General features: G+C 63.6%; 25 protein-coding genes and 2 pseudogenes. 14 read left to right on the forward strand and 13 right to left on the reverse strand.

Going from position 1 to position 26,221, the window contains the following annotated elements; all coding sequences use genetic code 11:
* Positions 1 to 3: 3 nt before the first annotated feature.
* Together SB772_RS04395 and SB772_RS04400 are read right to left on the reverse strand one after the other, a co-directional pair.
* Complete coding sequence (locus SB772_RS04395; protein WP_410832056.1) at positions 4 to 3,453, reverse strand: SNF2-related protein; 3,450 nt, start codon at positions 3,451 to 3,453, stop codon at positions 4 to 6.
* Positions 3,454 to 3,639: 186 nt separating this feature from the next.
* Positions 3,640 to 4,080 (reverse strand): annotated as a pseudogene (locus SB772_RS04400) (hypothetical protein); the annotation flags it as partial.
* On the opposite strand from SB772_RS04400, the pseudogene SB772_RS04405 reads away from it, so the two are divergent.
* Positions 4,067 to 4,288, forward strand: a pseudogene (locus tag SB772_RS04405) (glycine cleavage T C-terminal barrel domain-containing protein); the annotation flags it as partial. The pseudogenes SB772_RS04400 and SB772_RS04405 sit on opposite strands and share 14 nt — an antisense overlap.
* 20 nt (positions 4,289 to 4,308) lie before the next feature.
* Here the strand turns inward: SB772_RS04405 and SB772_RS04410 are convergent.
* Positions 4,309 to 4,578, reverse strand: a complete 270-nt coding sequence (locus SB772_RS04410) for a DUF4148 domain-containing protein (RefSeq protein WP_410832057.1) — start codon at positions 4,576 to 4,578, stop codon at positions 4,309 to 4,311.
* A gap of 247 nt (positions 4,579 to 4,825) precedes the next feature.
* On the opposite strand from SB772_RS04410, the gene SB772_RS04415 reads away from it, so the two are divergent.
* The 3 genes from SB772_RS04415 (at position 4,826) to SB772_RS04425 (ending at position 7,036) form a co-directional block, all read left to right on the forward strand.
* Positions 4,826 to 5,551 (forward strand): anti-sigma factor family protein, encoded by a 726-nt coding sequence (locus tag SB772_RS04415; protein WP_410832058.1) that lies wholly within the window; start codon positions 4,826 to 4,828, stop codon positions 5,549 to 5,551.
* Between the two features lie 142 nt (positions 5,552 to 5,693).
* Entirely contained in the window at positions 5,694 to 6,212 is a 519-nt protein-coding gene (locus tag SB772_RS04420) for a sigma-70 family RNA polymerase sigma factor (RefSeq protein WP_410832059.1), read from the forward strand.
* Positions 6,209 to 7,036 carry an anti-sigma factor family protein gene (locus tag SB772_RS04425; RefSeq protein WP_410832060.1) on the forward strand — a complete coding sequence of 276 codons (828 nt, stop codon included), beginning with the start codon at positions 6,209 to 6,211 and terminating at the stop codon, positions 7,034 to 7,036. The genes SB772_RS04420 and SB772_RS04425 overlap by 4 nt, the downstream gene beginning before the upstream one ends.
* Positions 7,037 to 7,050: 14 nt before the next feature.
* Here SB772_RS04425 and SB772_RS04430 read toward each other — a convergent pair whose 3' ends face one another.
* The gene (locus SB772_RS04430; protein WP_410832061.1) at positions 7,051 to 7,932 is read right to left on the reverse strand and encodes a lipase secretion chaperone; all 882 of its coding nucleotides are present in this window, start codon (positions 7,930 to 7,932) and stop codon (positions 7,051 to 7,053) included.
* A gap of 186 nt (positions 7,933 to 8,118) precedes the next feature.
* On the opposite strand from SB772_RS04430, the gene mdcA reads away from it, so the two are divergent.
* From mdcA to mdcH, 8 genes are all read left to right on the forward strand, one after another.
* Positions 8,119 to 9,780, forward strand: a complete 1,662-nt coding sequence (gene mdcA / locus SB772_RS04435; RefSeq protein ID WP_410832062.1) for a malonate decarboxylase subunit alpha — start codon at positions 8,119 to 8,121, stop codon at positions 9,778 to 9,780.
* The gene (locus SB772_RS04440; protein WP_410832063.1) at positions 9,780 to 10,670 is read left to right on the forward strand and encodes a triphosphoribosyl-dephospho-CoA synthase; all 891 of its coding nucleotides are present in this window, start codon (positions 9,780 to 9,782) and stop codon (positions 10,668 to 10,670) included. Before mdcA ends, SB772_RS04440 begins: the two co-directional genes overlap by 1 nt.
* Before the next feature lie 8 nt (positions 10,671 to 10,678).
* Positions 10,679 to 10,987, forward strand: a complete 309-nt coding sequence (locus SB772_RS04445) for a malonate decarboxylase subunit delta (protein WP_410832064.1) — start codon at positions 10,679 to 10,681, stop codon at positions 10,985 to 10,987.
* A gap of 5 nt (positions 10,988 to 10,992) precedes the next feature.
* Positions 10,993 to 11,844: a biotin-independent malonate decarboxylase subunit beta gene (locus SB772_RS04450; RefSeq protein WP_410832253.1), complete on the forward strand. Its 852-nt coding sequence runs from the start codon at positions 10,993 to 10,995 to the stop codon at positions 11,842 to 11,844.
* Positions 11,841 to 12,656: a biotin-independent malonate decarboxylase subunit gamma gene (gene mdcE / locus SB772_RS04455; RefSeq protein ID WP_410832065.1), complete on the forward strand. Its 816-nt coding sequence runs from the start codon at positions 11,841 to 11,843 to the stop codon at positions 12,654 to 12,656. The genes SB772_RS04450 and mdcE overlap by 4 nt, the downstream gene beginning before the upstream one ends.
* Before the next feature lie 74 nt (positions 12,657 to 12,730).
* Entirely contained in the window at positions 12,731 to 13,126 is a 396-nt protein-coding gene (gene madL, locus SB772_RS04460) for a malonate transporter subunit MadL (RefSeq protein WP_410832066.1), read from the forward strand.
* 14 nt (positions 13,127 to 13,140) lie between these two features.
* Complete coding sequence (gene madM / locus SB772_RS04465) at positions 13,141 to 13,908, forward strand: malonate transporter subunit MadM (protein WP_410832067.1); 768 nt, start codon at positions 13,141 to 13,143, stop codon at positions 13,906 to 13,908.
* 122 nt (positions 13,909 to 14,030) lie between these two features.
* Positions 14,031 to 14,960 carry a malonate decarboxylase subunit epsilon gene (gene mdcH, locus SB772_RS04470; protein WP_410832068.1) on the forward strand — a complete coding sequence of 310 codons (930 nt, stop codon included), beginning with the start codon at positions 14,031 to 14,033 and terminating at the stop codon, positions 14,958 to 14,960.
* 21 nt (positions 14,961 to 14,981) lie between these two features.
* On the opposite strand, the gene SB772_RS04475 is transcribed toward mdcH, so the two are convergent.
* The 9 genes from SB772_RS04475 to SB772_RS04515 all read right to left on the reverse strand — a co-directional run bounded on the left by SB772_RS04475 (position 14,982) and on the right by SB772_RS04515 (position 24,597).
* Positions 14,982 to 15,896, reverse strand: a complete 915-nt coding sequence (locus tag SB772_RS04475) for a LysR family transcriptional regulator (protein WP_410832069.1) — start codon at positions 15,894 to 15,896, stop codon at positions 14,982 to 14,984.
* A gap of 231 nt (positions 15,897 to 16,127) precedes the next feature.
* Positions 16,128 to 17,357: a hypothetical protein gene (locus SB772_RS04480; protein ID WP_410832070.1), complete on the reverse strand. Its 1,230-nt coding sequence runs from the start codon at positions 17,355 to 17,357 to the stop codon at positions 16,128 to 16,130.
* A 245-nt stretch (positions 17,358 to 17,602) separates the two neighbouring features.
* Complete coding sequence (locus SB772_RS04485; RefSeq protein ID WP_410832071.1) at positions 17,603 to 17,791, reverse strand: transposase; 189 nt, start codon at positions 17,789 to 17,791, stop codon at positions 17,603 to 17,605.
* Positions 17,792 to 17,894: 103 nt separating this feature from the next.
* Entirely contained in the window at positions 17,895 to 18,587 is a 693-nt protein-coding gene (locus SB772_RS04490) for a TetR/AcrR family transcriptional regulator (protein ID WP_410832072.1), read from the reverse strand.
* Between the two features lie 203 nt (positions 18,588 to 18,790).
* Positions 18,791 to 20,206, reverse strand: a complete 1,416-nt coding sequence (locus SB772_RS04495; protein ID WP_410832073.1) for an NAD-dependent succinate-semialdehyde dehydrogenase — start codon at positions 20,204 to 20,206, stop codon at positions 18,791 to 18,793.
* A gap of 66 nt (positions 20,207 to 20,272) precedes the next feature.
* Positions 20,273 to 21,283 (reverse strand): dihydrodipicolinate synthase family protein, encoded by a 1,011-nt coding sequence (locus tag SB772_RS04500; protein WP_410832074.1) that lies wholly within the window; start codon positions 21,281 to 21,283, stop codon positions 20,273 to 20,275.
* Positions 21,284 to 21,326: 43 nt separating this feature from the next.
* Positions 21,327 to 22,403 (reverse strand): ornithine cyclodeaminase family protein, encoded by a 1,077-nt coding sequence (locus SB772_RS04505; protein ID WP_410832075.1) that lies wholly within the window; start codon positions 22,401 to 22,403, stop codon positions 21,327 to 21,329.
* 24 nt (positions 22,404 to 22,427) lie between these two features.
* Positions 22,428 to 23,561, reverse strand: coding sequence for an FAD-dependent monooxygenase (locus SB772_RS04510; protein WP_410832076.1), 1,134 nt, complete (start codon positions 23,559 to 23,561; stop codon positions 22,428 to 22,430).
* A 37-nt stretch (positions 23,562 to 23,598) separates the two neighbouring features.
* Positions 23,599 to 24,597 carry a fumarylacetoacetate hydrolase family protein gene (locus tag SB772_RS04515; protein ID WP_410832077.1) on the reverse strand — a complete coding sequence of 333 codons (999 nt, stop codon included), beginning with the start codon at positions 24,595 to 24,597 and terminating at the stop codon, positions 23,599 to 23,601.
* A gap of 253 nt (positions 24,598 to 24,850) precedes the next feature.
* Here SB772_RS04515 and SB772_RS04520 point away from each other — a divergent pair, with 253 nt between their 5' ends.
* Positions 24,851 to 25,789 carry a VOC family protein gene (locus tag SB772_RS04520; RefSeq protein ID WP_410832078.1) on the forward strand — a complete coding sequence of 313 codons (939 nt, stop codon included), beginning with the start codon at positions 24,851 to 24,853 and terminating at the stop codon, positions 25,787 to 25,789.
* Positions 25,790 to 25,801: 12 nt separating this feature from the next.
* Positions 25,802 to 26,170, forward strand: a complete 369-nt coding sequence (locus tag SB772_RS04525) for a Rieske (2Fe-2S) protein (protein WP_410832079.1) — start codon at positions 25,802 to 25,804, stop codon at positions 26,168 to 26,170.
* Positions 26,171 to 26,221: the final 51 nt, after the last annotated feature.

The following is a 26,221-nucleotide window of genomic DNA, read 5'->3' on the forward strand; positions in this document are numbered from 1 at the left end:
CGTCTATCTCCCCTCTTCAATCTCCGGCATCGGCGCGAACAGTGCATCGAGATCGTCGTCCGAGAACTTGGTGGCGCCGGCGGCATCTTCGGACAGAATGCTGTCGGCCAGTCCCGCCTTCTGCTCCTGCAACTCGACGATCTTCTCTTCGATGCTGCCCGCCGCAATCAGCTTGTAGACGAACACTGGCTTGTCCTGCCCCAGCCGATGCGCGCGGTCGGTCGCCTGATTCTCGGCGGCAGGGTTCCACCACGGGTCGTAGTGAATCACCGTGTCGGCGGCGGTCAGGTTCAGGCCCACCCCACCCGCCTTCAGGCTGATCAGGAACAACGGCACCTCGCCCTGCTGGAACCGCTCGACCGGCGTGATGCGGTCGGCGGTGTCGCCGGTCAGCATCACATAGGGAATCGCGGCTTCCTCGAGCGCCTCGGCAATCAGCGACAACATGCCGGTGAACTGCGAGAACAGCAGCACGCGCCGCCCTTCCTCGATCAGCTCCGGGAGCATCGACAACAGCAGATCGAGCTTGGCCGAACGCGTGACGCGCACGCCCTTCCCGACCTGTTTTACCTTCTCACTGCTCTCGCCCGCCTCCTTATCAGCCTTGATCGCCTTGACGAGGCGCGGATCGCAGCATACCTGGCGCAGTTTCAGCAACGCATCGAGCACGATGATGTGACTGCGCGCAAGGCCTTGCGCGCTGACCGCCGCGCGCACTCTTTCCTGCATTGCCGTGCGCACGGTTTCATAGAGATCGCGCTGCGCGCCTTCCAGATCGACCGAGCACACGATGGTGGTCTTGGCGGGCAATTCCTTCGCGACCTCGTCCTTGCGACGGCGCAGCATGAACGGCCGGATACGGCGCGCCAGCAATGCGCGGCGCACGCCGTCGCCGTTTTTCTCGATCGGGTTGCGCCAGCGTTTGGTGAAGTCTTTCTGGCTGCCGAGAAAGCCCGGCAGCAGGAAGTCGAACTGCGACCACAATTCGCCGAGGTGATTTTCCAGCGGCGTGCCGGTCAGACACAGCCGATGCCGCGCGCGCAACCCGCGGATTGCCTGCGCGGCTTTGGTGGCCGCGTTCTTGACGTATTGCGCCTCGTCGAGAATCAGCAAGTGATAGTCGTGCTCGGCAAGCACTTTCTGATCGCGCCATAGCAGCGCGTACGTCGTCAGAATCAGTTCGTGTTCGCCGATCTGCTCGAAGCGCTCCTTGCGCTGCGGACCGTTCAGCACCAGCACTTTCAGTGCGGGTGCAAAGCGGCGCGCTTCCTCGCGCCAGTTGTGCACGAGCGTGGTCGGCACCACGATCAGTGCGGGACGCCCGAGCCGCCCGGCTTCCTTCTCGGCGAGGATGTGCGCCAGCGTCTGCACGGTCTTGCCAAGCCCCATGTCGTCGGCCAGCACGCCGGCCAGGTCGTGTTCGCGCAGAAACTGCATCCAGTTCAGCCCCTGCTGCTGATACGCGCGCAATTCAGCCCGCAGGCCACGCGGCACCGGCACCTCGTGCAAACCCGGCCCGGCCTGCAGGCGCTGCGCCAGCTGGCGTATCGAATCTTCGCCCTGAAATTGCCAACGGCCGGTGCTGTTCAGCGCTTCCAGCCGGCCTGCATCGACGGCGGGCACGCGCAGCGCGGCGCCGTCGGCAAGCGAGCCGCCCAACGCGTCGAACAGGTCGACCAGCACGCGCACCACCGGTTTCAGCCGGTCGGCGCGCAGCCGCAGACGCTTGTTCTCTTCGGTCTTCAGCTCGATCGGCTCGTCGTCGGCGATCGCTTCCAGCGCGCCGCCCAGCCAGCGCCGGTCGCGCCGGAACAGATCGGCCAGAAGCGGCTCTAGCCGCACGTTGCGCTCGCCGATCCGAATGCCCATCTCCAGATCGAACCAGCCGTCGCCGGCCTGATGCGCGGTGCCGTCGATCGCGTCGATCTCGATGACGTTGTAGCGGAACGCCGGCGCCATGGTGACGCGCCAGCCTTTGCTCACGAGGTCCGGCACGGCGTCGTTGACGAAGGCGGACCACGCGTCGGCGTCCGGCAGGCCGAGCATCGTGTCTGGCAATAACCGCGACGCGTAGCCGCGGCTGGTCGGGACTCTTTGCAAACCGGTCTTGCGCAATTCGAGCAGGCGTTTCTTTTCGACCTCGTAGCGACGCCGGATATGAATCACGTCGCCGCCCGGCACCGGCACCAGCGTGACGCTGCTGTCCACGTTGATACTGATGCCCTCATAGTCGAAGCTGACGCCGGCGAGTTCCATCGCCTCGGGCTTGCGCTGGCCGGTTTTGCCGCCGGACGGCAGCGCGTGGCTATTGAGCGTCAGCACCGGCACCGGATCGACGTCGATCACGCGGATCGCCGACGCGTCGTGCGCGGGGGGCAGCGGCAAATCGGGCGCGATCTCGCGCAGCACCGCGGCGACCAGCGGCGCTTCGGCGAGCGAGATCGGCGGCATCGCGAGGTAGTCGGGCAACTGCTGGAACGGCAACGACAACTCGACGATGCCGGCCTCATTCGAGACGCCATCCACGTACCAGACCGGTTCGGTGGGCAGCACCATGCTGGCGCGCGGCTCGGTGCACAGCGCGGGCCGCAGCCGCTCGTCCGCAAGCGGCTCCCATTCGATCCGCCCGGGCCGGTCGGCGCCGCGCGACAACGGTGTCGGCCCTTGACGGCCGGGTTCGGGTTTGAATTCGAAGAACAGACGCCCCGTCGCGATCAGTTTTTGCAGCATTTCGGCGCCGCTCGCGCCGCGCAGAATGAACTGACCGAAATCTTCACGCGAGCGGCCCAGCCACAGGCCGCGCAGGATCGACAGATCCTCGTCGGAGACAAACTTCGGTTGTTTCAGCAGCGCCGCTTCCACGTTGCCCCACGGCTCGTCGACCGCGAAGATCGCGCCGTCCGGCTTGCAGCGTGCCTTGTACAGCACGACCTCATGGCGCATGTGGAAGTCGGACCAGTTGAGCAGATACGCCAGCGTCTGGGTACGCGCGGAGCCCGCCTTCTGGGCGACGGCAGCATCGGCCTCGGCGCGCGCGCGAAAACGTTCGAGCCAGCTGACCAGTTCGGGGCGCACGCCGGGGCGCGGTTCCGGTTGTTTCCCGGTTCGCGCAGCCGGCGGATGCTCGGGCGGCCAGTGCTCGTCCATGTCGACGTGGGTCACATGGTCCATCTCTTCGTGATACTCAAGTTCGGCCAGCAGTAAGGCGGCCGCATGCTTGCAGTTGATTCCGACCGGACAGGTGCACTCCCCATCGGCCCAAATCGAACGCTTCCCGTGATGGAAGCGCACCCGCGTGTGATACGGGCGGCTTTGCGTGCCCTGTACGTCGCCGCGGAGCGTGTCGCCATCCCATTGCAGATTCGTGACGGCGCCGACCGAACGGGCTTTGGCCAACGTGTGCGCACCCATCCAGTCCGCAATCTGGTCTCGATCAAAAAAAAACGACGACATCAGCGTGTTCCATCCGTATTCGGGCCGGCAATGGCAATCGTGTGCGGACCGGGATCCAGCGCGGAAAGCGTTGAATCCCGCCTGCCGGCGTGTTGCTGCCCAGCCTCGATTGCCTGTGGTAACCGGCCATTTTACGCGTTGGACGGAATTGGCTGTGAAGGCCGAGCGAGCCGCAGAACGGACAGCTTAAAGGGCGGACCCGGTTGCCGGGCCTGCTTCGAGATGGGCAGGTTCGGAGCCGCCGCGCTCCGGCGCGCCGACACTGACCTCCAGCCCTGCCGCGGCGAACACCTGGACTAACGCGGGCGCCGGCGCTTCGTCGGTGACCAGCAGATCGACCGCGTCAGGACCAAAGGCGTGCACCAGTGCGCTGTGGCCGAACTTCGCGTGATCCGCGGCGACCACGCGCCGATCCGCCTGCGCGAAGGCTGCGAGCGAAAACGCGACGTCGGCGGGCAGCGCATCCATAAAACGCCCTTGCATATCGATGGCGGTGACCGAGACGATCGCATAGCGCACATGGAACTGGCGGAGAAAGGCGAGCACGCTGTCGCCGAAGGCGGCGGCATCGTCCGCTCGCAACTCGCCGCCGGCGATGAACACGCGATTGCCATTGCGCGACGGCAAACCGGTCGGCTTCGTCAGCTCGGCGGCGTTCGGGCACACGCTCGGTTGTCCGGTGGCGATGGGCTATATCAACAATCCGGACGGCGTTGCCGATGCGGCGTATCTGAACAGCGGGCAATACACGATCGATGTCGCCGGCGACTTGCTGCCGGCGACCGTGCACCTGAAAGCGCCTTATGATCCGCGTTCGGAGCGGGTGAAAAGCTGACGTGCCGGCTATCGACACCTTCAGTTCGCACTGCCGGCCGGCGCGCTGCCGCTCGCGACGCGGCCGGCAGCGGCCGCTTGAGCGGCGAGCGCTTCCTTGTGATGCTCGACCTGTTGCGCGAAAACCGGGCTGACGTCCGGATACGAGGCATCGGTGACGTAGTTAAGACCGTTCTGTTGCGCTTCGATCAATTCCTGGTACACCTGAGCACGTGTCTTACCTTCGGCAAATGCACTCGACGAAGCCGCGAGCACGACGATGGACAACGCGGCAAATGTGATCTTCTTCATGATGAACTCCAGTGAGTTTTGTGCGGGTTTGCATGAGGGAGAACCCAACGTTTCCGGTTTTTATTCCTGCTTTGGCACGCATGAAAAAACATATGTCGAGCGTGGAATAAAGCGTCGCGAAAACGGGTTTGCCTGCTGTTCGGCGGTATCGCGGCGGTGTCGAAAATAGTCTGTCGAGAGCATGGAATAAACCCATGTGTGCGCGTGTTTGCCACTCGATAGCTGAAATTCGATACATGCAGGCACCATGAATCCAATCGACTCCCGCCCCGATTCGCCGCTTTCCGAAGCAGACATTCAGGCGTACGCCGACGGCACGCTGACACCGGAACGCGCCGCATACCTGAGGGACTATCTGGGAAAGGATCCGGCGGAAGCGCGCCGCGTGGCGTTCTACGGCAGACTGAATGTGCAGATTCAGCAGGCTTTTCAAACAACCGACGAACTGGTGACGGATTGCGCTGCAGACCGGCGCGGTTCACTCCATCGGTTGACGACTGCGCTGCGCGACAGCAAAGCCGTGAAGACGATAGCGGTGCTCGCTCTGGTATTGGCATCCGCGAGCGGTTGGCTCGCCGCGACCCAGGCACCCGCACAGGCGCTCAGCAACGCCGCCGTCATGGCGCTCGCGGAAACCGCTGCCGGGCAGTTCTCCGCTGCGTCGGCGACGCGAACCAGCCTGTCGGCGCCCGACCTCGCGGCGGCCGGCTTGCGGCTCGTGGAACAAAGAACCTTGGCGCTCGGGCCGTTCCAGCGGGCCAGCGAATTCGTCTATCTGAATGCGGACGGACGGCCCGTGGTGCTGATTTCCTCGCTGGCGCTGCTGGGGCCGTCGCAGCCGCAATGGGCCGCGCGCCGGATCGGCGATATCCGCCTGCTGACCTGGACGGCGCAGCGGCAGCGTTTCGTGGTCGCCGGCAACGCCCCCACCCACGGCCTGATGCGCGCCGCCGACTTGATGACCATGCGATGAACCCCGCCGACGCTCGACGACCGCCTAACCAGCAAGGGAATAAAATGCGCTCACACGTGTTTACACTTGGGATGCGCGTGGCAGCCCAGCCGATGGCCGCCAATCCGGCGCCCGTCGGGAAGCCCCACGATTGGGATGAAAAATGGATGTCCGTGACGAGTTGATGGAGCATGTGCCGCGCTTGCGGCGCTATGCGCGAGCGCTGATCAATAACCGGGATCTGGCCGACGATCTGGTGCAGGATACCCTCGAACGCGCGCTTGGCCGCACCGGCCAGTTCCAGCAAGGCACCGATCTGCGCGCGTGGTTATTCACGATCATGCATAACGTGTTCGCCAATCAGGCGCGCAAGGCTTCAGTGCGCGCAGTGCATGTCCCCGTCGACGATGAAAGCGTCCACGAAAGCGAATTCGCCGTGCCATCCGATCAGACCCGCTCGCTGGAAATGCGCGATCTCGACTATGCGTTGCAGCGCCTGCCCATGGAGCAGCGCGAAGTCGTGCTGCTGGTCGGACTCGAAGAAATGAGCTACGCCGACGTGGCACTCGCGCTGAACATTCCGATCGGCACGGTGATGTCGCGGCTTTCGCGTGGGCGTGAGCGGCTTCGGGCGTTGATGGCGGGCACGCAGCCCGGTGCGAAATTACAGGTGGTGCGATGAGCGACCGACACATGCCGATCGGCGAAGAAGACCTGCACGCGTACGTGGATGGCACGTTGTCCGACGAACGCCGCGTCGAGGTGGAGCGCGCGCTCGAACAGAGTCCCGAGTTGGCCACGCGCGTCAGCGATTATTTCTCGCTGAATAACATGTTCCATGAACGCTATGACCGCGTGCTGAGCGAGCCCGTGCCCAAGCGCCTGCAAGCGCCTTCGGCCGGTGGGCGCCGCCGGCGTATCGCTGCCAACTGGCCGCAGTTCGCCGGCATGGCCGCGGCTTTGGTGCTGGGAATCGGCATTGGCGTGGGCACGCATAGGGGGCAGGACGTCATGACGCCGCTCGCAAGTCACTCGGACACGCGCACCGTCAGTGCGGACGGCGCCGAAGGACTCGCGCGGCAAGCCGCGCTGGCGCATGTGGTCTACATGCCCGCCGTCGACCGGCCAGCCGAGCTCGGCGCCGATCGCGAACAGGATTTCGTGCAGTGGCTGTCCGACCGGCTGGGCACGAACGTGCATCCGCCGATGCTGTCGAAGAGCGGCTTCAACCTGTCGGGTGGCCGCCTGTTGCCAAGCGCTGACGGACCGACCGCGCAGTTCATGTATCGCGGCCCGAACGGCGAGCGCGTGACGCTGTGCATCTCGCGCCGTGAGGCGAATGCGAACACCACCGCGTTCAAGCTGTATCAGGACGGGCCGGTGAACGTGTTCTACTGGGTGGACGGCGATTTCGGTTACGCGGTGTCGGGCGGCATCGACCGCAAGGTGCTGCTGCAACTGTCGCATGACGTGTATTCGCAGTTGACCGGTGCAGCGCCGGGTTGATTCGCTGCTGCGCGTCAGCTTCCGGAACCGTGGCCGCGATCGAGCGACGCCGCGCGCATCGCGTCGCTCGGGTTCGTGAAGAATTGCTGGCGCAATTGCGCGATCTGCGCGTCACGCTGTTGCGGCGGCAAATCCTGTTTGTCGATTTGAGCGCGCTGGCTTGCATAGTCTGCATAGCGGGCCTGCCAGGCGTCGTCGGCCCGCTGCATCTGCACGACGCGCTCCGCCGCTTCGGGGCCGAGCGTCTGCGTGATCTGCGCGCGCAGCGTGTCAAGTGACGCGCCCTGCTTTTGCGCCTGCGTTTGTGCCTGACTGATTGCGTCGATCGACGCCTGCTGTTGCCGCACACGCTCACGCGCCGCGCGCGTTTCCGGCGGCAATGCTGCGTCTAGCGCGGCAACACGCGCGGCTTTCTGCGTGTCGTTCAACGATGTATCGGACGCGATGCGCAAGCGCGCCAGATCGGTGTGTTGCTGCTGCGATTGCCCGCCGAAGAACGGCTCGTTCCAGTCGCCCATCAACCGGGTGCCCAATGCATCGCGCTGATCGAGCGCGAGTTGCAGTGCGTTCAGGTCCATCTTTGCGCCGCTTTGCGTTGGCGCTTGCGGCAACTGCGCGAGTGCGGCGTTGTAAGCGTTGTAGCGCTGCCAGACGGCCAGCGCTTCGTCGGCGGCCGGCGTGCCGTCGAGTTGCGCGGCAATCTGGCGGCGCACTAACGCGTCGAGCCTGGCTGCCGGGACTTCGTTTTGCGTCGTCAGAAAGTAGTCGAAGAAATCGCGAACCGCGCGGGCGTGGGCGAGATGACCTCGGCCATCGGTCGGCAAATGCGGCGGCGTTGAGCCGTCGAGCGACGGATCAAGCGGCGCTCTGCCGCCAGATCTCCCTTGATTCGACATATATGGTCCGACAAGCTTGGGAAAACCCCTAGGGCAACGACGTCAACCCCGCCTGCCCGTCCTGTCACGTTTTCAGCCTTCGGCTCTCAAGATCGTTACCCTTGAGATAACAGACGCACTCCGAGCGTGATTGAACCGGAATCTCTCGTTCCCTAGACTCGCCTCATGTCCTGAGCGAGAGCGTACATGTCCGGTCAAAGTCAGTCCCGATCCCGCTGGGCCACGCGCCGCGCGGAAAAGCATCGCCGGCTCGCGCGCGTCGCATCGATCGCGGACGGCGTGGTTCTACCCGCCGATCGTATCGTCGAAGTCCTGCAAGCCCTGATCGCCCCCGGAGACCGTGTGGTCGTCGAGGGCAACAACCAGAAGCAGGCTGATTTCCTGTCACGCTCGCTCGCCCGTGTCGATCCGGAAATCGTCCACGACCTGCATCTCATCATCCCGAGCGTGAGCCGCGCCGAGCATCTGGATCTCTTCGAGCGCGGCATCGCAAGAAAACTCGATTTCGCCTTTGCCGGCGCCCAAAGCCTGCGCATCTCGCAGTTTCTGCAGGACGGCATCCTCGAGATCGGCGCGATCCATACCTACATCGAACTGTACGCGCGGCTCTACGTTGATCTGACACCCAACGTCGTACTCGTGGCAGGCTACAAGGCCGACCGACAAGGCAATCTCTACACCGGCCCGAGCACCGAAGATACGCCTGCGCTCGTCGAAGCCGCCGCGTTTCGCGACGGCATCGTGATCGCGCAGGTCAATGAGATCGTCGACGACCCGAAGGACCTGCCGCGCGTCGATATCCCAGGCTCGTGGATCGACTTCGTGGTGAAGTCAGACAAACCGTTCTTCATCGAGCCGCTCTTCACGCGCGATCCGCGCCTCATCACACCGGTTCAGGTGCTGATGGCGATGATGGCGATTCGCGGCATCTACGAGCGGCATCAGGTGCAGTCGCTCAATCACGGCATCGGTTTCAACACGGCCGCGATCGAACTGATCCTGCCGACCTACGGCGAGAAGCTCGGCCTCAAGGGAAAGATCTGCCGGCACTGGACCTTGAACCCGCATCCGACGCTGATCCCCGCGATCGAAACCGGCTGGGTCGACAGCGTGCACTGCTTCGGCGGCGAACTGGGCATGGAAGCCTACGTCGCGCAACGGCCGGACATCTTCTTCACCGGCCGCGACGGTTCGATGCGCTCAAATCGCGCGATGTGCCAGCTGGCGGGGCAATACGCGGTCGATATGTTCATCGGCTCGACCCTGCAGATGGACGGCGCCGGCAACTCGTCGACAGTCACGCACGGGCGCCTCACCGGCTTCGGCGGCGCGCCCAACATGGGCCACGATCCGCACGGCCGCCGCCATGCCACACCCGCGTGGCTCGATCTGCTGCAGACGGACAGCCCGCTCGAACCTGGCCGCAAGCTCGTCGTGCAGATGGTCGAAACGTTCCAGGCGGGCGGGCAGCCGACCATCGTCGAACCGCTCGATGCGGTCGACGTCGGCCGCGAGTCCGGCATGCCGCTCGCGCCGGTCATGATCTACGGCGACGACGTCACGCACGTGCTGACCGAGGAAGGTATCGCCTATCTGTACAAAGCGCACTCGCTCGAACATCGGAAAGAGATGATCGCGGCGGTCGCGGGCGTGACGCCCATCGGCCTCACGAGCAGTGCGGACAAGCTCGCGACGCTGCGCCGCGATGGTTTCGTCGCGTTGCCCGAAGACCTCGGCATTCATCGCAGCGAAGCCACCCGATCGCTGCTGGCCGCCAAGAGCATGGCGGATCTGGTCGACTGGTCGGACGGCCTGTATGAGCCGCCCGCGCGTTTTCGGAGCTGGTGATGCGCGACAACCTCGCAATGAAAGCGGCGCAACCGCGACGCGCGCCACCCGATCTCGCCGAGCGTTTGGGCGAGCAGGTGGTCGCGGCGCTGATCGAGGAAGTCACGCTCGCGCCGAAGCCCGGACTCGTCGACATCCGCAGCCGCGGCGCACATCACGATCTCGACTGGGAACTGATGTGCGCGTCGGCGCTTGCGTTGCAGCCGACCTTCACGGAACTGGCGCGCGCAGGCCTCGAAATGCAGTCGATGCCGGCGCTGCGTGAGCACATCGGCGCAATCGGACGCGACGGCGAAGCGCGCATGCTTGACGCAACGCGTGGCGTGAACACACATCGCGGCGCGATCTGGGCGCTCGGACTACTCGTGACCGCTGCAGCGGCTGAACCGGCCGACCTTACACCACATGGCATCGCCGCGCGTGCCGGATCGATCGCGCGCTTTCCCGATCGCCACGCACCCGCGCTGACCGGCAACAAAGGCGAGCAGGCATGCCTCGACTACAACGTTGGCGGCGCGCGCGGCCAGGCACAAGCCGGCTTTCCGCACGTCGTGGAAGTGGCGCTGCCGGAACTCTCACGATCACGCCTGCGCGGCGACAGCGAGACGGCCGCACGCCTGAACGCGTTGCTCGCGGTCATGGCGAGTCTCGACGATACCTGCGTGCTCGCACGCGGCGGACGCAGCGCGCTCGCCGAGATGCAGGACGGAGCGCGGCGCGTACTGGAGCACGACGGTGCTGCGTCGCTTGCTGGCCGCCGTCACCTGAAGATGCTGGATCGGCGGCTCGTCGAACTGCACGTGTCACCCGGCGGCGCGGCCGATCTGCTCGCCGCGGCCCTCTTTCTCAACCGGCTTCAAAGCGAAGTCCCTCACACGACGAAGGCATAGGAACGGATATGGAAACCATCGTCCTCGAATTCCCGGCGGGGCAACCCGCGCAAGGCCGCGCGCTGGCGGGCGTGGTTGCGTCGGGAGACCTCGAAGTGCTGCTTGAAGCGAACGCTTCGCACCGGACCGTGGTGAACGTCACGACTTCCGTCGATGGTATGGGCCGCGTCTGGCAAGCCGTGCTCGAACGCATCTTCGGTGACGGCACGCTGCCCGCCGCGAAGATCGAGATCAACGATTCCGGCGCGACACCGGGCGTCGTGCGCATGCGTATCGGGCAGGTGCTGGAACAACTGGCAACAACCGGCGGAACATGAAGATCATGGACACACAGGAACTGCTCGAACGCCAGAGCTTCATCGAGCTCGATGCGCGCAGCCGTGCGAAAAAGCTGCTCGACGAAGGCACCTTCAGCGAACTGCTCGACCCGTTCGAGCGCGTGAGTTCGCCGTGGCTCGCGCGGCAAGGCATCGTGACGCAGGCCGATGACGGCACGGTCGTCGCCCGGGGCGAGATCGATGGACAGCCCGCGGTCGTGCTCGCCATCGACGGTGGATTTCAGGGCGGTAGCATGGGCGAAGTCTCCGCGGCGAAGATCGCCGGCAGCCTCGAACTCGCCGCCGAGGACAACCGCAACAGCATCCCCATGCGTGCTGTCATTCTCTTCGAGACCGGCGGCGTCCGTTTGCAGGAAGCGAATCTCGGGCTCGCGGCGATCGCAGAGATTCACGCGGCCATCGTCGACTTGCGGCGCTACCAGCCGGTGATCGGCATTACCGCGGGCCCGATCGGCTGCTACGGCGGTATGTCGATCGCGGCGGGCCTTTGCAGCTACCTGATTGCCACACGCGAAGCGCGCCTCGGACTCAACGGACCGGCGGTCATCGAGCAGGAGGCTGGAATCGCGGAATTCGATTCGCGCGATCGTCCGATGATCTGGCGCTTCACGGGATGCGAGCAACGCCATCGCACCGGGCTGGTCGACGTCTACGCCGCCGACGACGCCGATGCGATCCGCGCCGCCGTCATCGAACGCTTTCGCGCGGGGCGTCCAGAAGCGTGTCGCAGCGAACGCGTCGCGGGCTTTCTGCAGCGGCTTTCCGAAATCGATCCGGAAGCACAGGCCACCCCGGAACAGGCGGCCGCCATCTACGGCAAGGGGTTCAGGTCATGAGCACAGAAGCGCTTTCGAAACGCGGCGCAGTCTGGCTGGACGCGCTCACTTACAGCGCGCCGTTGCAGACGGGCTATCCGCCTTCGGTGCGTGTCGCCGATGCGCGGCTCGGCGAGCATCCCGCGCGCTTCATCGCCGTGGTGCCCGACCCCGACAGCGCGTTCCCTCGCGCACGCAGCGGCGAAGTCGGTCTCGTCGAGGGATGGGAGATCGCGCGGGCAGTACGTGAGGTGATCGATGCCGATGCAGAGCGCAAGGAGAAACGCGCGATCGTTGCTGTCATCGACGTCGCGAGCCAGGCTTACGGACGACGCGAGGAAGCCTACGGTATCCATCAGGCGCTCGCCGGCGCCGCCGATGCGTATGCGAGCGCCCGCCTCGCCGGTCACCCGGTGATCGGCCTGATCGTCGGACGCGCGATGTCCGGTGCGTTTCTCGCGCACGGCTATCAGGCCAACCGCCTGATCGCGCTTGCCGATCCGCAGGTCATGGTTCACGCGATGGGCAAGGAATCCGCCGCGCGGGTGACGTTGCGCTCGGTAGCCGATCTCGAAGCGTTCACGGCGCGCGTGCCGCCGATGGCCTACGACATCGACAACTATGCGTCGCTCGGGCTGCTGTGGAAGCTCCTGAGCGTGAGTAACGCCGATGCACCCAACGGCGCCGATCAGTCCACCGTCGAAAAGGCACTGCAGGACGCCTTCGACGATATTCGCGCCGACCCGTCGCGTGGCCTGGGTAGCCGGCTCGGCAGCCCGCATCGCGCGAGCTCGGTGACCGTTCGCCGGAAGTTGCGCGAGCAGTGGCGATGAACCTGCGCTGACCCAATCCCCGCTTCATGCACCGGCTCATCAGAAGCCATTAAAGATATTACAGGAGACACGAAATGATCATCTATGGAACCGCCCTGCTTGCGTTCTGCCATCTGGCGGGACTCTTCTTCGGCGACCTGCTGGGCGTCGCGATCGGCGTCAAGACGAATGTCGGCGGCGTCGGTATTGCCATGCTGCTGCTGATTTTCCTGCGCCTCTATCTGCACAGAAAGGGGCTGCTTCCTAAGGAAACCGAAGCGGGCGTGGGTTTCTGGGGCGCGATGTATATCCCCGTCGTGGTGGCGATGGCCGCCAATCAGAACGTCGTTGCCGCGCTGAAGGGCGGCCCCGTCGCGCTGCTTTCGGCATTTGGCGCGGCGGCCGTCTGCGCGTGCTGCATTGCTGTCCTTTCCCGCACCGGGAGCGACAGCACGTCGCTCGTGAACGCCCCGAAACTCGAAGAAATCTGAAGCAGGAGTCAGTCATGTTGCATATGCTCGATAAAGTTCTGATTCAGAACGGTCTTGTGACTTCGTTCGCGCTGGTCGGCCTCATCATGTGGGTGTCGTCGGTGATCTCGCGCAAGCTGACGTTCGGGCGCGTGCACGGCTCGGCAATCGCCATCGTGATCGGCCTCGTGCTGGCCTATTTCGGCGGTGTTTTCACCGGCGGACAAAAAGGCCTCGCCGACCTGCCGCTGTTCACCGGCGTCGGCCTGATGGGTGGCGCGATGCTGCGGGACTTCGCCATCGTCGCGACCGCATTCGAGGTGCAGGCCACCGAGGCGCGCAAGGCCGGTCTCATCGGCGTGGTATCGCTGCTGCTCGGGACCGTGTTGCCGTTCATCGTCGGCGCGAGCATCGCACACGCGTTTGGTTACACCGACGCGGTCAGCATGACGACCATCGGCGCCGGCGCGGTTACCTATATCGTGGGACCCGTGACAGGCGCGGCTATCGGTGCAAGCTCCGACGTGATTGCGCTCAGCATCGCGACGGGACTGATCAAGGCGATCATCGTCATGGTCGGCACGCCGATCGCGGCGGGCTTCATGGGACTGAAGACGCCCCGCTCCGCGATGATCTTCGGCGGCCTGGCCGGTACCGTCAGCGGCGTGAGCGCGGGACTTGCCGCGACCGATCGGCGGCTCGTTCCGTATGGCGCGCTCATCGCGACGTTTCACACGGGCGTCGGCTGCCTGCTCGGACCTTCGCTACTTTTCTTCGCTACCAAAGCGTTGATGGGCACCTGAATCGCGAAGCCCTACATGTGCAGCGTGAAGGAGAATCGCTTGTCTATCCCCGAAACCATCGACGGCCTGCTCCAGCCGCACGATCCCCTGCTGGTAGCGGACCCGTGGGCCGCCGGCGCATCGTGAGCGTGCTATTCACGTTCCCGGGTCAGGGCGCACAGCGCAGCGGCATGCTGCACGCGCTGCCGGATCACGCCGAGGTTGCTCGCGCACTGGAAGAAGCCAGCGACGCGCTGGGCTACGACGCCCTGTCGCTTGACGACACGAACTCGCTGCGCTCCACCGTCGCGGTCCAACTTTGCCTGCTGATCGCGGGCGTCGCCCAGGCGCGCATCATCAGCGCCTTCGGCCATACACCCGACATGGTCACGGGCCTTTCGATCGGCGCCTATCCAGCCGCCGTGATCGCGGGCGCTCTGCGCTACGCCGACGCCGTCAGGCTCGTCGCATTGCGCGGCCAGTTGATGGAACGAGCCTTCCCGCACGGCTACGGCATGACCGCGATCGTCGGCATGACGCAGCCCGCGCTTGAACGATTGATCGCGGAAGTGAACAGCCCGGCCATGCCGGTCTTTCTGGCAAACATCAACGCCCAGACGCAGATGGTGGTCGCGGGCAGCGATGCCGCCATGCAACGCCTTGCAACACTTGCGGTTGAGCACGGAGCGCAACGCCATGAGCGTCTCGACGTGGCGGTCCCTTCGCATTGCGCCTTGCTCGACGCGTCCGCGACTGCGCTCGCCAATGCCTTCGGCCAGGTCTCCGTGCACGCGCCTCACCTCGTGTATCTGAGCAGCAGCATTGCACGCCCGCTTTTCGATGGTCCGCGCATCGCGGCCGATCTTGCCGGCAACATGGCGCGGCAGGTGCGCTGGGACGATACAGTGCGGCTCGCGTGGGAACGGGGCGCGCGCCTCGTGATCGAGATGCCGCCAAGCAGCACGCTGACCCGGCTGAGCAGCGCGATTTTCACGGAGGGGATCGCGGTATGCAGCGCGACCTCACTCCCGGATCTTGGCACGCTCATTGACCGGGAACAGGCGCGCCGGTAATGGCAGCCTGAAGCCTAACGGTCAGTCGACGCTTCTCGTGCAAAGGCGGCAGACGGCCATGAGCGCGAGCAGGTTCGGATCCCGTTCGCGTGCACGCAGGAAGCTCACGCCGATGGTCTGGCGCATCAGGTAGCGCGGCTGCAGTGGAATGAATTGCACCTTGTCGCCGAATACACCGCGTACACGCCCCGGCAAAAGCGTATAGCCGACCCCGCCGCTCACAAGGTTCATCAGCGAAAATATATCGCCGACTCTCATGGTGACGTTCGGCGTGAAGTCCGCGACGCGAAACGCCTCCAGAAAGCCGCGATACGTCACGAAGCCCTCGCCTAACGAAACGAATGTCTCGTCGCGACAGTCCCTCAAATCGACGGCTTGCTGATTGGCGTAGGGCGATCCGGCGGGCGCTGCGAAAAAGATGTCATCTTCGAACAGCGGAATGGATTCAACTTCGGGCTCGGCGTCGGGCACCGCCATCAGGGCGGCATCGATGACACCGAGCTTCAACTTCTCCAACAGTTCGGCATTCGGCCCAAGCACGAGCTCGACCTGAAGCATCGGCCGCCGCACCTTGATATCGATGACGATGTTGGGCACGGTCTTGATGGTCAGCGAATACAGGGAGCCAATCTTCAGACGATGCGACGAGTAACCCGCTGCCTCACGCGTCGCGCGAATGCCATCGGACATCAGCGTGATCACCTCCTGTGCTACATCGGCAAGCATCTGCGCGGCTTCCGTCGACTTAAGGTTGCGGCCCTCGTGCCGGAACAGCGAACACCGCACGCCTTGTTCAAGCGAATGCAGCGCCCGGTGCACGCTGACCGTGCTCACATTCAGAGCCTCCGCTGCCTTCGACAGATTGCCGGTGTTCATGAATGCGAGCAGCACTTCCAGCTTGCGAAAGGTGATTTCGTCGTCGATTCGGTCGCGCATCTTGAACTGTTAAATGATCTGATTCGACGATTATCGGCTCGTCTGCGCTTCTGACATATAGCGTTAATCCCGCACTCGTCAGTGAGACCTTGTGTCCACCGATGAAGACAACGACAGGTCTTCGAGGCGAGAATCACATTTTCCTCTCCAACACACACCTCAAGTGGCCGGGATCTGGACGCCTGATAGCGCGTCAGCCCCGGCTATATCGATCGCCCGCTTGCCGTGCTGCTAACGGGCCGAAAACACAGATACCCCTCCGTTGACGAAACCGTTCGATGCGCAATCCGGACAACCAGCCGGCGCGGTAGCAGAAGAGTAGGGAACAAAGACGAACCCGGTTGCGGGATCGATCGCGACCGAATGCGCATTGTTGCCGGTGTCCAGTCGCGCCGCAACGCTGCGCGAGCCAGCATCGACGATCGTGAGCATCGGTTTGCACGGCGACGCCGCGGTGCACGTTCCGTTCGCCGAAGCGTTGCCCGATGCGGTCCACCGGCTTGTCGCGTTGTAGTATCGGTTCGTCGCGGCGTCGTATTCGAGTTGATCGCCGCCGCCCGCGTTAAGTGAAGCGACGAGCGCGCCGCTTGCCCGGTTGAAGATTTGCATCAACAGTGGCGAACCTGTAGTCGCCTCGCGGCACCCAACGGCGATGTCGGTGCCCGGCCCCAGCGCAAGACCGGTCGGATCGCAATTGCCTTCCGGGTACATCGCTACACCCGAAAGGGCGGTGTAATTCTGCGTCGTTCCAGACGGTATCGCGCGAATCGCTGCGCCGGGCAGCTTGACCAGTTCGCCATGCGGATTTGCAGTGCTTCCATCGACGTTGACATAGAAGTTGTCGCTCGCCGCGTCGTACACGCACGCCTCCAGCCCCGCAGTGGGTTGACCGGCCGCGTCCGTGAAGGTGACTTTCGCGATCACATTTTGCGTAGTGGTACTGATGAAAGTCGCGAAGGGTGTCGGCTCTTCGGGACTGGAGATCATGAAGGTGCCGTGCGTCGAGTCGAGACAACCCTCGTCCGTCCGCACGCCGGTGGTGCTGACAGGGATGTTGGTGAGCACGGCGCCCGCAGCAGGATCGACGATTTTCACGGAGTTGACGTCACCGGCATAGATGAGGCTACCGACAGGCGTTGCGCCGTCGGGCCCGGACCTCGAATTCGGGCCCGACCCAAGACCTGCGAATGCGAGATTCCCGCTGCCATGGATCGCCTTGACGAAGGTCTTGGTCGGAATATCTATCACGTCCAGAGCCGCGTTGTTGCGATCGGTGAAATAGTAGCGGTTACCGATCGTGGTGCCGATATCGAACGAAAAATTGACCCCTGCTTTCACGTTCGGCACCGCAATATCGGCGACAAAGTGTGGTCTCGTTCCTACCTTATCATTGCCGCCACAACCGGCCAGCGCAAACACCGCGCATACGACCGAAGCCTTTACCCATGCTGACCTCTGCATCCTATATCTCCTATATTCTCGTTACTCACTGGATGACCGCACGCGCGGTGCGCGTCCGGAGCAAGCGCGGAATCTTGCCTACGAATCGATGGGCGGCAGTCGGCGATGTTTTTCCGCGAGGCGAGCTAACGATCTTGTTAAGGTGAAGGAAGAAGCCGTGACAGGACGGGCAAGACAGTCATCGGCGGGCGCCTTAGGGGTTATCCCGCGTTCGATCGCTGCTTGAATCGGGGGGGACTCACGATTCACCCCCAATTGATGTTGACATCGTTACGGCGCGCGATCAGCGATACCGAGGCTCCAGGTTCAAAGGTCTGCTCAACCAATCGCCGCTTGAACTCGACTGGGAAATTCGGTCGCTTGTTCGGAGTTCCCGCTGAATTTTTTTGGTGGGTACTGAGTGAACGAGCCATTGGGTGGCGAGGATGATGCATAAATTACACCGTCCCAGCGCTCAATGATGAGCGGCCGTCGCGAGACGCTTACGTAGAGAGGGCGGCGTCTATTCCGTTTCCTGCATTGCAATGCTCCGATGCCTCAGCGTGCACCACGCGTCGTCTTTTTCGCGGACACTTTCCGCGTCATCTGCTCGCGCAGTTGCGTCACATTCGGCACCTCGACGCCCAACAGCGTGTAGACGTAACTGATGTGCTCCTGCGCGAAATGGTCGTCGAGCGGACCATTCCCAACCAGCAAACGCATGTAGACCGGCGCATACAGGAGTTCGCCCAACGTCTCGATGTTCGGCGGCACGCGAATGCTCGTTGAACTGCGCCACTCTTCGAGCATTTCCCTGACGAGCGCCCTGCGCCCATAGTGAAAACGCTCGCGGAATTCGCGCAGCACGGCTGGATCGGCCTGTCCTTCAGCAATGATCTGTGCGACGATCCTGCCGGACCAACCGGCGTATTCGTGAATCAGCGAAATCAGATGCGCCGCAATGGCGTCGCCAGGCGGCAAATTGTGCGACATGGGCGTCTTGACGACATGGTGTTCGATGAATGCATCGATCACGACGAGGGCTTTCGAACTCCACCAGCGGTAGATCGTCGCCTTGCCAACGCCCGCCTCCTTGGCGATGGCTTCGATCGAGATCGACTGAACCGTGCGGGTTTCGAGCAGACGAACCGTCGCCGCAAGAATCTGCGCGCGGGTTTCCTCGCTGCGCGGTCGGCCGACGCCTCTTGTGGCGGAAGGTGCTGTAACGGAAAGCTGGGCGTTTGTCTTCATTGGCATAGCAGAAAGTCGGCGGCAATATAGCCGCGATGCGTCGCGCCGCCGGGGAAACCCGAGCGAACGCGTTGCCGTGAGCGCGAAACGCGCAGCACGGAATTATAAGACACATCGTATCCTAATTGCCGGCGAATTCGAAGCATGCCAATCCGCGACGTTCCCGCCAGAACGACAACGACTGCCAATGCGGTCCAAAGCCGTCAAAGCCCGCCGAGCGCTACGTACTTGATCTCGAGGTAGTCGTCGACACCGTACTTCGAGCCTTCCCGGCCAAGACCGGAGGTTTTGACCCCGCCGAACGGCGCGACCTCCGTCGAGATCAAACCCTCATTGACACCAACCATGCCGAACTCGAGTTGATCGACAACACGAAAGATACGCCCCACATCACGCGCGAACACATAGGAGGCCAGTCCAAACGGTGTGTCGTTGGCTAGCGCGATTGCCTCGTCTTCCGTGTCGAAGCGAAACAGCGGCGCGACCGGTCCAAAGGTTTCCTCGTTGAAGATCAGGGCGTCGCGAGACACATCGGCCAACACCGTCGGTTCAAAAAAGCAGCCGCCGAGCGCGTGGCGTTTGCCGCCGGTAAACACACGAGCACCTTTGGACAGCGCGTCCGAAATATGTTCTTCGACCTTGCGGACGGCGTCCTCGTTAATGAGAGGCCCCTGCACCACGCCTTCGCGCATGCCGTTGCCTACCTCGAGGGCGGCCGTGGCTTCGGCCAGCTTCTTCGCGAAGTCGTCATAGATGCCTGACTGCACCAGTATGCGATTCGCCGCGACGCAAGCCTGCCCGGCGTTGCGGTACTTCGCGGCGAGGGCGCCTTTTACGGCTGCGTCCACGTCGGCATCGTCGAAGACAATGAACGGCGCATTACCACCCAGTTCCATGCTGGTCTTCTTGATGGTCGGCGCGCACTGCGCCAGCAGTTGCGCCCCGACTTCCGTCGAACCCGTGAACGAAACCTTACGTACCAGCGGGCTGGAAGTGAGCTCGCCACCAATGGCGCGAGCCGAGCCGGTGACGACGTTGCATACGCCCGGCGGCAGACCGGCACGCTCGGCGAGCACGGCCAACGCCAGCGCGGACAGCGGTGTCTGGCTCGCCGGCTTGATGACCCCGGCGCAACCGACGGCCCACCCCGGGCCGGCCTTGCGGGTGATCATCGCGGACGGAAAATTCCACGGTGTGATCGCCGCGAAAACACCGATCGGCTCCTTCTGCACGAGGATGCGCCGGCCATCGACGTTCCGGGGAATGATGTCCCCATAGACCCGCTTCGCTTCCTCCGAGAACCACTCGATGAACCCAGCGGCATACAGGATTTCGCCACGCGATTCGACGAGCGGCTTGCCCTGCTCCGCGGTCATGATGACAGCGAGGTCGTCAATGTGCGCCAGCATCAGGTCGTACAGCGTGCGCAACACTTGGGCGCGCTCCTTCGGTAACGCCTTGCGCCAGACCCGCATCGCGCGCCCGGCTGCAGCGATTGCACGGCGGGTCTCGTTCGCGCCGCCATTGGGCACGCGTGCGACCAGTTCGCCGGTGGCCGGGTTGCGCACATCCAGCGTCTCGCCGCTGTCGGCGGGCACCCATTCGCCGTCGATCAGCATCGCCTGGCGCAGCAGGCCAGGGTCCTTCAGCGGAAGCGTAATCAGTTCACTCATGACGGTCGGCTCTCACACAGGATGACGGCCGACGAAGAATGCCTCGTCGGGATCGCTTGCAGGAGTGAGGCCGGCTGCTTCGAGGCCCTTGCGCAAGACCGTCATGTCGCGCTGGTACACGCGCTGCGTCGGATGCGGCATGGGGCCGCCGTTGTAGCCCTGCAGCCATGCCTGGTACTTCCACAGCATCCGGTTGAGCAGACCGTTGGCCGCGATCGGCAGGCTGGCGAAGGCCTTGCGTGCGGGGTCCATCTGGTACCAGAGTTGCGTGGCCTCGTCGTATTCGCCGGCGCGGATCAGCTTGTGGATTCGCGGCAACAGCGGGCCGTAATAGGCCGAGTAGTTGGTGCCGCAGAACGGGATGTCCATCACCTGCGCGAGCGGTACGTACTCGTATTCCAGCGGAGACGAGATGACGACTTCCTCGTGGAATTCACGATGCACCTCGATTGCCGACATGATGTAGGGCATGCCGCCTTCGGCCTTGATCGCGACCACGTTGGGTATCTCATCCACCATCCGGCGCAGCACCGGCAGCGGAATGTCGGCGGGATGCAGGCGGGAAAAGCCCCAAGCCGGCAGCGGGAACACCATCACGCCGAGATTCGTCGACGCGCAGATCGCCTTCGTGTACTCGAACACTTCGTCGTAGGACTTCGGATAGAAGTACGGGGGATAGCCGAGCAACACGAGGTCGGCGCCGCCCGCCTCCGCCAGCTTGATCGCCTCGATGTTGTCCTCGATGGTATTGAAGACCGCGTGATGAACGATGACGAGGCGGCCCGCAGCCTGGTCGGCCATGATGCCGCAGAACTCGCCGTACTGCGCCTGCGTGATGGCCACTTCCGAGCATGAGAGAGAGCCGACGAAGCCGTGCTCGATCGACAGCTCGACGTCGTGGCGGACTGCTTTTTCGTTGATGCGCTTAAAGTCCGACGTCATGGTCGGAATGGTCACGTTGGCGACGCCAACGAGGTTCTCACGTGCCCATTCACGGGCTTCCTTTCTGGTGTAGCGGGCCATGGTGTGCTCCTTTCGTCTGGGTTGCTATTGAATGTCGCGTGGATCAGCGCTTGGTTTCGAATTCGATCGGCAGCCTCGTCGCGAGGCCGGCCTCGATTGCCCTGTCGAGGATGAGCTCCGCCACCACGATGTCCTGCAGGCCGCCGCCCACCGACTTGTACATTCTGGTTCTGGCGCCGTTCAGGCGCTCGTCGATTGCTCCGCTCATCAGGTCCGACAGGCTGAATGACTTGTCCCTGAACGCGATGCCGGCTTCATGGGCCGCGCGCATGTCGCCGGTTTCTTCCAGCACTTCCTCGAGCGTGTCGCACACGATGATGTCGCTGCGAGCGACAACCGAGACATCGATCTCGCGCTGCTCGGGAATGGTCGAACCGATCGATACGACGGTCGCGCCGGGCTTGAGCCAGTCGCCGAAAAGAATCGGCTGTTCGCCCCTGGAGCGGGCTGCGGCAAGCACGAGATCGGCCCCTTCCACCGCTTCATGCGCCGAAGCGACGCCGCGGGCGGGCACCCCGAGATCGCGTGTCACGGCTTCAGCAAAAGCGGCACGCCGCTCGGGTGTCGGACTGAAGACGACAACCTCGGTCAGATCCCGCACGCTGGCAATGGCACGTGTATGCATCGTCGCCTCCAGGCCGCTGCCGAGCACGGCGAGGCGTGCCGCCCCTCCCGGTGCCAGCCGGTCGACTGCGGCAGCCGAGGTAGCAGCCGTCCGGAAGCCGGTCACGAGGTTGCCGTCGACAAACGCGGCGATGCGGCTGGTTTCCTGGTCGAACAGCACGATCACGTATTCCACGCCGGGCACGGCGGAGCCCATCGCCATGCCCATGATCTTGGCCCCGTAGTAGCGGCCGCCCACCGGCACGGCCGGCAGCGTACGCAGCCAGGTCTTGCCGGCGACAGCCACCGTACGCGGCGGCGTGGAACTGGGCGGAATCGGACGTGCATAGGCCGACTGCAGCGCACGTATGGCATCCGTCCAGTCAAAGACGGCCTTGGCGGTCTCGCTGGAGACGAACACGGGAGAAAACGAGTTGGTGGTCATGGACAAGAGGAAGAGTGATTGAACGACGCGACTTCCCGGCGGCCCCGACCTCAGGGCCGGACCGCCGATCATCAATCCGTACAGCACGCGCTGCGCTCAGAACGGCTGGGCGAGCACGCCATACCCTTCGAACAACAGATCGACGGCGCGCTGTCCGCCCCCATGCGGATCCTGCTCCGCCTGGCAGATAGCCAGTGATATGTCGAACACGCGCTTCACCCGTTCGCCGCGACGCTGACCGTATGCCACGAGTGCATCGTCGATACTCGCCCGCTGACTCAATTCTTCGGTGAGCACGACGGCGTCTTCGATCGCCATGCCGCCGCCGGATGTCAACTGCGGCGTGACCGAATGAGCGGCATCTCCCACTAATACGACTCGCCCCCGATGCCACGGTTGCGGCATGAACAGAATGTCGAACGGACGGTAACTGATGTAGCGCGTGCCATCGCAACGCCCGATTACCGCGCGAAGGTCTGGAGCCGAGAACCCCTCCAGACGCTCCCTGAACATCTCGCTCAACCTGTCTTGCGGCATATGCGCATGGACTTTGGCATTCTCGAGGAAAAAGTAGTAGCAAAGCGTGTCCGATAACGGAAGGCCGCCCACCGCACGACCGTCCCCGTGCTTGTACAGCACCAGCCCGTCAAACCCTGCAGGACGTTCAACGGTAAAACGCCATGCGCCTTGTCCCGCATAGGTCGGCTGATGCTCAGTGCCGAATACCCTGGAACGCGTCTTCGAATACGTTCCGTCGGCTGCGACCAGCAGATCGCAGCGCCCTGTTTCGCCCGTCGACAGCCGGTACGACACACCGTTGCCGTCCTGCTCGAAGTCCTCTACGGAGGTCCGATAGTCGACCCGCGCACCGCTAGCCAGTGCATGTCCTTCGAGCACCTCCGCCAGCTTCGGCCGCATGATGCCGATCGCGCCGGGCGCGTCATCCCTGAAGGTGCGCGGAGGACGCCGCTCGTTGATGATCTCGCCTGCATCGTTACGCACGCTGACCGTGTCCCATCCGGATCCTGCCGCCATGCAACTATCGGCGAGCCCCACGCGATCCAGTGCGCGCAGCGCGTTGCCGAGCAGGGAAATGCCGGTTCCCTGTTGATCGGATCGGTGGCTGCTCTCCACAACCCTCACGTCCGCACCGGCCCGCGCGAGCCCGTGGGCGAGCGTCATGCCGCTAATCCCTCCACCTACGATAAGCACCTTGTGCTGCGAAGCCATGACTGTGTCTCCTTGAAATTGTTGTAGTGATGTCGAATCACATGAAGGGAGCGCGCTCCTCGGGCCACCACAATCCAGACTGTGGCTGTCCCATGCGGTTGCGCAGAATGCCAATGCCGCCCACTTCGAGCTCCACCACATCGCCTGGCTGCAGCTTGCGATCGAGTTCGAGCGCGGAGCCGCCGCCCATCGTGCCCGAACCGATCACGTCGCCAGGCTCGAGGACCTCGCCGAGGCTGACCCATGCGATCAGTTCGTCCACGCTCCACAGCTTGTTCGCGCTGGTGCCTTTACCCCAGGTCTCGCCGTTGACGCGCACTTCCATCGAAATGGCGTCGAGATCGGCAAATTCGTCGATCGTCGTGATCCACGGACCCACCCCATAGGCGAAATCCTTGCACTTGGTCGGTCCCATCTGGATCGGCATTTCGATCGACTGGCGGTCGCGCGCACTGAAGTCGTTGAACACAGTAATACCGAAGAGATAAGGACGGGCCTGTTCGGGTCTCAGATTGCCGCCGCGCCGGCCGACGATGTAGCCGAGCTCGAGCTCGTAGTCCATATGCCCGATGTAACCCGGCCACGGCACCTCCGCATCATGCCCGATGACCGTGTGTGGCGTGCCCTTGAAATACCCCGGAACTTTCAGCAGGCTCTCATGCGGCTTGTGCCCGATCTTCTCGTGAAAGCCCTTGATGTGTCCGATGAAAGTCAATCCGTCACGGACAACGGAAGGGTCGGTTGCGGGCAGCCACTTCACCTCTGCGATCGGGATCGACGCCTCATCGGGACGCTCCCTGTCCGCGCGACGAGCCGCGTCGAGAAACCGCTCGCCGAGACCAATCGCGGCGGACATGCTGCCGGGAAAGAGCGCCTCCGAGAACCGGCGCGCCGCTTCCGCCGTCGCGCCCTGTTTCTCCAGCGCCAGCACCGACGCGCGCTTCAGATCGATGACGCGCCCCTCTTCAGGCAATACCAGTACCAGGCGGGCAACGTCCCCGTCCGGACCATTCACAGCGATGCGACCCAGCTTCATTGTTCGGCTCCAGTTTCCAGGCTACAGCGACGAAACCGGCCTCCCCGGTCTCACCGCACGCACCCTCGTTAGCGATCGGCCCATTATATATACGATACGCAACGTATCGTAAGCGAGGGTTTTTCCTCATGCCGAAAAGTGCCGTGGAAACCCGAAGGACTCTTGCGTGATCAGCTGCATGCGGAATATTATGATCCGCACCGTATCGTATTAATCGGTATCGCACTCCCTCTTTTTCAACAGGACGCTTAAAGTGAGAATTCTTGGACCTGACACACTCGTTTTCGGCGTCGACGACGTCGAAAGCTGCGCGACGTTTCTCGCCGACTACGGACTGACGCCAAAAGGCGTTGGGGCATTCGAGGCTCTCGACGGGACCGGCGTCGTCATTCGCCACAAGGACGACCCGGCGCTCCCGAAATGGACGCTGCCGACGGCCAATCAGCTGCGCAAGACCATCTACGGTGTGGAGGATCGAGCCGCGCTCGATGAAATCGCGCACGAGCTGGGCAAGGACCGGGAAGTCAAATTTCTGGCGGACGGCTCGATCGAAGCGATCGACGACTCGGGATTCGTCCTCGGATTTCAGGTATCCGTGCGTCAGGCGCCAACGCTTGCCGCCGAGCAGGTCAACGCGCCGGGCGACGCGCGCCGCGGCCTGAACGTCGCGGGTTCGCCGGCCAACCGCGACGAACCGCCGCCACTTCCACGGACGCTTTCGCACGTCGTCTACTTTGTGCCCGACACGGACAAGGCCGAAGCCTTCTATGTGAACCGGCTGGGATTTCGGGTCAATGACCGGTTCACCGGGATGGGGCCGTTCCTGCGCCCACGGGGCACCCTCGATCACCACACGCTGTTCTTCATCAAGACCCCACCGGTCATGCAGGGTTGCGATCACTTCACGTTCCACATGGGCGGTCCGTCGGAAGTGCTGCGTGCAGGATACGCGTTCGCGGCGAAAGGCTATGAATCGTTCTGGGGACCGGGGCGTCACCGGTTCGGCTCGAACTGGTTCTGGTATTTCAATAGCCCGATGGGCTGCCATATCGAATACGACGCGGACATGGATCAGCTCGATGACGCCTGGGTTCCCCGTGTCGCCCCCGCCATCGCCGAGAACTCACAGGAATTCCTCTTCCAGTGGCGCGAGACGTGGGCGCCGGGAGGTCCGCCTTCGGCGCAATCCTGAACCCGAATCGCCATGCCGGACTCCGGCGCTGCACAGTGGGTGCGCCTGTGCGAGTTGAACGCGCTTTCACTGACTGACACACGCGGATTCGACTTGCAGGGGCGCGGCGTCGACGACCTCTTCGTCGTACGCAGGGGTGAACTCCTGCGTGGCTATGTCAATTCGTGTCCGCATTGGCCCGGGGCTTCCCTGCCCTGGCGAAAGCATGCCTATCTCGACCAGGGTGGGAACCATATCGTTTGCCACGGCCACGGTGCGAAATTCACGCTTGATGACGGCCTGTGCATATCGGGACCCTGCGCAGGCCAGTACCTCGAGGCCGTCACCTTGAGGATTGAAGAAGGCAGGTACGTGAGCGCGCTCTTCCCGATGCCGCGTTGACGGCAACACCGGCGATTCCCGCGAAGGGTCGTCCGCATAAACCTGACTGCA

Origin of the sequence: Paraburkholderia sp. SIMBA_030 (assembly GCF_046535245.1) — a bacterium.
Taxonomy (GTDB): domain Bacteria; phylum Pseudomonadota; class Gammaproteobacteria; order Burkholderiales; family Burkholderiaceae; genus Paraburkholderia.

Bases quoted from the DNA above. Each gene is read 5' to 3' on its own strand.
- SB772_RS04395 (WP_410832056.1), bottom strand. From the start codon at position 3,453: ATGTCGTCGTTTTTTTTTGATCGAGACCAGATTGCGGACTGGATGGGT.
- SB772_RS04410 (WP_410832057.1), bottom strand. From the start codon at position 4,578: ATGAAGAAGATCACATTTGCCGCGTTGTCCATCGTCGTGCTCGCGGCT.
- SB772_RS04415 (WP_410832058.1), top strand. From the start codon at position 4,826: ATGAATCCAATCGACTCCCGCCCCGATTCGCCGCTTTCCGAAGCAGAC.
- SB772_RS04420 (WP_410832059.1), top strand. From the start codon at position 5,694: ATGGATGTCCGTGACGAGTTGATGGAGCATGTGCCGCGCTTGCGGCGC.
- SB772_RS04425 (WP_410832060.1), top strand. From the start codon at position 6,209: ATGAGCGACCGACACATGCCGATCGGCGAAGAAGACCTGCACGCGTAC.
- SB772_RS04430 (WP_410832061.1), bottom strand. From the start codon at position 7,932: ATGTCGAATCAAGGGAGATCTGGCGGCAGAGCGCCGCTTGATCCGTCG.
- mdcA (WP_410832062.1), top strand. From the start codon at position 8,119: ATGTCCGGTCAAAGTCAGTCCCGATCCCGCTGGGCCACGCGCCGCGCG.
- SB772_RS04440 (WP_410832063.1), top strand. From the start codon at position 9,780: ATGCGCGACAACCTCGCAATGAAAGCGGCGCAACCGCGACGCGCGCCA.
- SB772_RS04445 (WP_410832064.1), top strand. From the start codon at position 10,679: ATGGAAACCATCGTCCTCGAATTCCCGGCGGGGCAACCCGCGCAAGGC.
- SB772_RS04450 (WP_410832253.1), top strand. From the start codon at position 10,993: ATGGACACACAGGAACTGCTCGAACGCCAGAGCTTCATCGAGCTCGAT.
- mdcE (WP_410832065.1), top strand. From the start codon at position 11,841: ATGAGCACAGAAGCGCTTTCGAAACGCGGCGCAGTCTGGCTGGACGCG.
- madL (WP_410832066.1), top strand. From the start codon at position 12,731: ATGATCATCTATGGAACCGCCCTGCTTGCGTTCTGCCATCTGGCGGGA.
- madM (WP_410832067.1), top strand. From the start codon at position 13,141: ATGTTGCATATGCTCGATAAAGTTCTGATTCAGAACGGTCTTGTGACT.
- SB772_RS04475 (WP_410832069.1), bottom strand. From the start codon at position 15,896: ATGCGCGACCGAATCGACGACGAAATCACCTTTCGCAAGCTGGAAGTG.
- SB772_RS04480 (WP_410832070.1), bottom strand. From the start codon at position 17,357: ATGCAGAGGTCAGCATGGGTAAAGGCTTCGGTCGTATGCGCGGTGTTT.
- SB772_RS04485 (WP_410832071.1), bottom strand. From the start codon at position 17,791: ATGCATCATCCTCGCCACCCAATGGCTCGTTCACTCAGTACCCACCAA.
- SB772_RS04490 (WP_410832072.1), bottom strand. From the start codon at position 18,587: ATGAAGACAAACGCCCAGCTTTCCGTTACAGCACCTTCCGCCACAAGA.
- SB772_RS04495 (WP_410832073.1), bottom strand. From the start codon at position 20,206: ATGCTGATCGACGGCGAATGGGTGCCCGCCGACAGCGGCGAGACGCTG.
- SB772_RS04500 (WP_410832074.1), bottom strand. From the start codon at position 21,283: ATGGCCCGCTACACCAGAAAGGAAGCCCGTGAATGGGCACGTGAGAAC.
- SB772_RS04505 (WP_410832075.1), bottom strand. From the start codon at position 22,403: ATGATCGGCGGTCCGGCCCTGAGGTCGGGGCCGCCGGGAAGTCGCGTC.
- SB772_RS04510 (WP_410832076.1), bottom strand. From the start codon at position 23,561: ATGGCTTCGCAGCACAAGGTGCTTATCGTAGGTGGAGGGATTAGCGGC.
- SB772_RS04515 (WP_410832077.1), bottom strand. From the start codon at position 24,597: ATGAAGCTGGGTCGCATCGCTGTGAATGGTCCGGACGGGGACGTTGCC.
- SB772_RS04525 (WP_410832079.1), top strand. From the start codon at position 25,802: ATGCCGGACTCCGGCGCTGCACAGTGGGTGCGCCTGTGCGAGTTGAAC.